The following is a 4,693-nucleotide window of genomic DNA, read 5'->3' on the forward strand; positions in this document are numbered from 1 at the left end:
TTCGAGTCGTGCCCCTCCTCGTGGATCCGGTCGAACTCCTCCACCAGCGGGAGGAACTTCCGGTCGGCCTCCCCGTCCACCGCCGACTCCGCCAGGGCGGCCAGGTCGACCTCCCGCCCGTCGAGGCCCTGGGCCTGCGCGTCCAGCCGGGCCGACAGCAGCAGGTCGTCCACCACGTCACCCAGCCCGCGGATCGAGCTGGCGAGCTTGTCCAGGCCCTCGCGGTGGTCGTCGGGCAGGTCCGCCGCGGCGGCCAGACGGGCGAGCAGCTGCACCCGCGTGTACGCCCGCGCGATCGGCGTCCGCAGCTCGTGGCTCGCGTCCGTGACGAACCGCCGCTGCCTGGCCAGCGCCTCCGCCAGCGGTGCGACCGTGCCTCGGCCGACCCTCATCCCGGTCACCGCCGCCGCGAGCAGGCCGGCGACCTCCGCGATCACCAGCGCCAGCAGCAGGTGCCGCCGGTCCGCGAGCTGGTAGCGCGTGTCGAACACCGCCTGCACGGTCGTCCCGTCCGAGCCGGGCTGGGTGAGCACCAGGTACTCCGTGCCGTTGCGCTCCAGGGCGCGTTCGAGGGGCCGGCCCGACGACCGCACGGCGTCGAGGTCCTCGCGCAGCGGAAAGCCCGGCGGCACCCGCAGCACACCGCCGTTGACCACCCCGTCGTCGAGGACGAACAACCACGTGCACCCCGGAGGTGTCGACGGCGTGCCGAACGTGGCGTTGTACCACAGCTCGCGCGTCACCTGCGCTTCCTGCGCGCGGACCATCACGACGTAGGCGATCCCGCCGACGAACGCCACCAGCACGGTGATCGCCAGACCCACCAGCACGCTGATCCGGAGCCGCGTGCGCCGGATCACCGCCCGTTCCGCCTCGACCCACGATCGGCTCACAACGCCCCCAAGCGATACCCGAGTCCCTGCACGGTGTGCACCACTGAACGGTCGATCTTGGTCCGCAGGTAGTACACGTAAGTGTCCACAATGGATGGTGATGACGCGTCCGGGAACACCACCCGCCGCAACGCCGGCCGCGTGTGCACCGTGTCCGGGTACGTGGCCAGCACGCGCAGGAGGGTGAACTCCCGCGCGGTGAGCGGCACCCGTTCGCCGTCCGGCAGCGCCACCTCCCGCTGGGCGATGTCGAGGTGACCGGAGCCGATCCGCAGCACGTCGTGCAGCTCCAGCGCCCGCCGGCACAGCGCGCGCAGCCGGGCGCTCAGCTCGTCCAGGTCGAACGGCTTGACCAGGTAGTCGTCCGCGCCCGCGTCGAGCCCGTCGATCCGGTCGTGGACGGTGCCCAGCGCGGTCAGCATCAACGCCCGCGCCCGCACCGCCCGCGCCCGCAGCCGGACCAGGAGTTCGAGCCCGTCCAGGGCGGGCAGCCCGCGGTCGATGACCACCACGTCGTACGGCCGGGTGAGGGCCAGGTGGAGCCCCCGGTGTCCGTCCGTGGCCACGTCGACGCTGTAGCCCTCGTCGCGCAAAGCGCGGCTCAGCAACTCCACGAGTTCGCGGTCGTCCTCGACCAGCAGCAGCCGGAAGCACTCCGCCGGCCAGGATCTGGAGGTGCCCTGCACGTCACCAGAATCCCACTTCCGGGTGTTCGGTCAATGTGATGCGAGCATCGGCCATCGGGGTTCCGCCGGCCTCGTGGAGATCGGTGCCGGTGGGGGAGCTGCGACGGCGAAACAATTGCGCGAACGTGCAGTGATGTCCGCGGACCGGATTTCTTGTCAACCCCTATTTGTCGGCGGATTGGCGACCCGCGATCCTGGATCGTCCCAATTGGTCGCCGTGCGGGGTCCGGAACGGCGGTGACCGGATTCGCTCACAATCCATTGTGGACTGTTCAGCGCCCGTCTCCCGAGTTTCACCATCCTTTGTGGACAGTGGTGCGAACCGGACATCGGCCGCTCCCGGTCAAAGGCGCGACCCGGGTGAGGATCCGCCTGGGCTCAGGGCCTTCCCCGGTCGCCGGGACCGCGGCGGACGTCCTCGGCCACGGCCGTCGCCACCCGCCGCACGGCGGCGGCCACCCGGTGCTCGTCGAGCCCGGTCAGCGCGACGACTCCAACGCTCGCCGCCGGTGCGGCCCCGACCGGCACCGAGCCCGCTGCTGCCCGAGGTCGCCCGCCCGCACTGCGCGAACTGCGGCACCGACCACGTCATCGAGAACCTGTTCCGCCTCGGCACGCTGCTCGCGGGCATCGAGCTGGAGCACCTGGGCGCGAAGCTCGTCTTCCGCCGCCCGCCCGCGACCCCTCCCGCCGAGGAAGGCGACACCGGCGAACCGACCCTGCTGAACGCCTACGCGCGGCTCGTCGGCCCGTTCGCCAAGACCGACGCGGAGAAGTGGCTGGGCGCGGGCCCGCAGGACGCCTGGCCCGACCTGCACCCGGTCCGGGTCGACGGCGAGCGCCTGCTCGCGCACGAGACCCACCTCGGCCCGGAGGCCGACGGCACCGCGCCGGACCCGCCCGCCGGCCTGCTGCTGTTCCCGCGCGACCCGTACCTGCTCGGCCCGCGCCACCTGGTCGCGGACCCGGACGTGGCCAAGCGGGTGTGGCGGCCCGTGGGCAGCCCCGGCGCGCTCGTCCTGCACGGCCGGGTCGCGGGCACGTGGCGGCACGGGATCCGCGGCCGCACGGTGACGTTCCGGGTCGAGGGCTGGTCGAAGATCAGGGGCACGGCCCGCCGCGCGATCCGCGACCAGGCCGCGGTGCTGGCCGGGGTGTGGGGCGGCGCCGCGCTCGAACCGGACGTGGTCGAATGGTGACCCGACGAGGGGAGTGGTGATGGGCGAGCCGGTGCGGATCCGCGTGGCCGCGGAACGACCGTACGACGTGGTGGTGGGCCGCGGCCTGCTCGGTGACCTGGTCGAGACCCTGAAGGGGACGTCCAGGGCGGCGATCGTCCACACGCCGACGCTGGGCGAGACCGCCGAGGCGGTCCGGCAGGAGCTGGAGTCGGCCGGGATCGACGCGCACCGCGTGGAGGTGCCCGACGCCGAGGACGGCAAGGACCTGCGGGTCGCCGGCTACTGCTGGGACGTGTTCGGCCGCGTCGGCCTCGGCCGCACGGACGCGGTGATCGGTCTCGGCGGCGGCGCGGTGACCGACCTGGCCGGCTTCGTCGCCTCCACCTGGATGCGCGGGGTGAAGCTGGTCCACGTGCCGACCACGCTGCTGGCCATGGTGGACGCCGCGGTCGGCGGCAAGACCGGCATCAACACCGACGCGGGCAAGAACCTGGTCGGCACGTTCTACGAGCCCGAGGCCGTCCTGGTCGACCTGGCCACGCTGGAGACCCTGCCGCGCAACGAGCTGGTCGCGGGCATGGCCGAGGTGGTCAAGGGCGGTTTCATCGCGGACCCGGTGATCCTCGACCTGATCGAGGCGGACCCGGAGGCCGCGCTGGACCCCTCCGGCGACGTCATCGAGGAGCTGGTCCGGCGCAAGATCCAGGTCAAGGCCGACGTGGTGTCGACCGACCTGCGCGAGTCGGACCTGCGGGAGATCCTCAACTACGGCCACACCCTCGCGCACGCCATCGAGCGCCGCGAGCGGTACCGCTGGAGGCACGGCGCGGCGGTCAGCGTCGGCCTGGTGTTCGCCGCCGAGCTGGCCCGTCTCGCGGGTCGGCTGGACGACGCGACCGCCGACCGGCACCGCACGATCCTCGGCGCGCTCGGCCTGCCCACCGGCTACGACCCGGACGCGCTGGGCCAGCTCCTGGAGGGCATGAAGTCGGACAAGAAGACCCGCTCGGGCGTGCTGCGGTTCGTGGTGCTCGACGGCCTGGCCAAGCCCGGCCGGCTGGAGGGCCCGGACCCGGCGCTGATCGCGGCGGCGTACTCGGCGGTCGCCGCCGAGCCGAAGTCCGGCGGGAGCATCCTGCTGTGACGCTCCGGCCGTGACCGGGGCACGTGCCGGCGCAGCGCACGTGACCGGCGGGCGGCGTGACCGGCGGCGGGCAGGTGGCTGACGGTGGTGGGCCCGTGACGGCGGGGCACCTGCACCACGTGGAGCTGTGGGTGCCCGACCTGGCCCGCGCGGAGCGCAGCATCGGCTGGCTGCTCCGCGAGCTGGGCTGGGTCGAGCACCAGCGCTGGCCCGCGGGCGTGAGCTGGCGGCTCGGCCCGACCTACGTCGTGGTCGAGCACTCGCCCGCGCTGGACGCCCACCACCGCCTCGGCACGGGCCTGAACCACCTGGCGTTCCACGTCGCCGGCCGGGCGGAGGTGGACCGGCTGGCCCGTGCCGCCACCGAACACGGTTGGTCGCCGTTGTTCGAGGATAAGTACCCCCATGCGGGTGGTCCGGATCACTACGCCGCCTACCTGGAGAACACGGACGGCTTCGAGGTGGAGCTGGTTGCCCCGTCCGGTTGACACTCTTCTGACCGACTCGATCCCTACACTGGGCGGCACCCCGACACCGTGCCGGTGGTTCGGCTGTCCGAACGCCGGCAGAAGTGGAGACCCGCCCGCCATGTCCAGGTCCGGTGTGGGAGCGGCGAGACTCGTCGGCGCGCTGGCCGTCGCACTCCTGACGGCCTGCGCGCCGAGCGTGGCCGAGCCCGCGTCGGAACCGGTCGTCGGCAGCACGACGACCACCGCGTCCAGCCCGGTCGCGCCGAACTCCACCACGGCCTCGAAGCCGCCCCGGCCGGTGCCGGTGGTGGCCGACCGG

The 4,693-nt window shown here is 73.2% G+C and carries 6 protein-coding genes and 1 pseudogene; 4 read left to right on the forward strand and 3 right to left on the reverse strand.

What is annotated here, in order from left to right:
• The 3 genes from AB0G02_RS28735 to AB0G02_RS28745 all read right to left on the reverse strand — a co-directional run.
• Positions 1 to 893, reverse strand: an 893-nt coding sequence (locus tag AB0G02_RS28735) for a histidine kinase dimerization/phospho-acceptor domain-containing protein (RefSeq protein WP_360799822.1), incomplete at its 3' end; no start/stop codon positions are given.
• The gene (locus AB0G02_RS28740) at positions 890 to 1,537 is read right to left on the reverse strand and encodes a response regulator transcription factor (RefSeq protein ID WP_360799837.1); all 648 of its coding nucleotides are present in this window, start codon (positions 1,535 to 1,537) and stop codon (positions 890 to 892) included. The genes AB0G02_RS28740 and AB0G02_RS28735, both read right to left, overlap by 4 nt.
• A gap of 420 nt (positions 1,538 to 1,957) precedes the next feature.
• On the reverse strand, positions 1,958 to 2,107 hold the full coding sequence (locus AB0G02_RS28745; protein ID WP_360799825.1) for a hypothetical protein: 150 nt from the start codon (positions 2,105 to 2,107) through the stop codon (positions 1,958 to 1,960).
• Here AB0G02_RS28745 and AB0G02_RS28750 point away from each other — a divergent pair.
• The 4 genes and pseudogenes from AB0G02_RS28750 to AB0G02_RS28765 form a co-directional block, all read left to right on the forward strand.
• Positions 2,089 to 2,778: a crosslink repair DNA glycosylase YcaQ family protein gene (locus tag AB0G02_RS28750; protein ID WP_360799828.1), complete on the forward strand. Its 690-nt coding sequence runs from the start codon at positions 2,089 to 2,091 to the stop codon at positions 2,776 to 2,778. The genes AB0G02_RS28745 and AB0G02_RS28750 overlap by 19 nt on opposite strands.
• 19 nt (positions 2,779 to 2,797) lie before the next feature.
• Positions 2,798 to 3,904 carry a 3-dehydroquinate synthase gene (aroB, locus tag AB0G02_RS28755; RefSeq protein ID WP_360799831.1) on the forward strand — a complete coding sequence of 369 codons (1,107 nt, stop codon included), beginning with the start codon at positions 2,798 to 2,800 and terminating at the stop codon, positions 3,902 to 3,904.
• 95 nt (positions 3,905 to 3,999) lie between these two features.
• A complete protein-coding gene (locus AB0G02_RS28760) occupies positions 4,000 to 4,392 on the forward strand; it encodes a VOC family protein (RefSeq protein ID WP_360799834.1) in 393 nt (130 codons plus the stop codon).
• A gap of 100 nt (positions 4,393 to 4,492) precedes the next feature.
• Positions 4,493 to 4,693: pseudogene (locus AB0G02_RS28765) on the forward strand (hypothetical protein); the annotation flags it as partial.

This window comes from Actinosynnema sp. NPDC023658 (assembly GCF_040639995.1).
Taxonomy (GTDB): domain Bacteria; phylum Actinomycetota; class Actinomycetes; order Mycobacteriales; family Pseudonocardiaceae; genus Actinosynnema.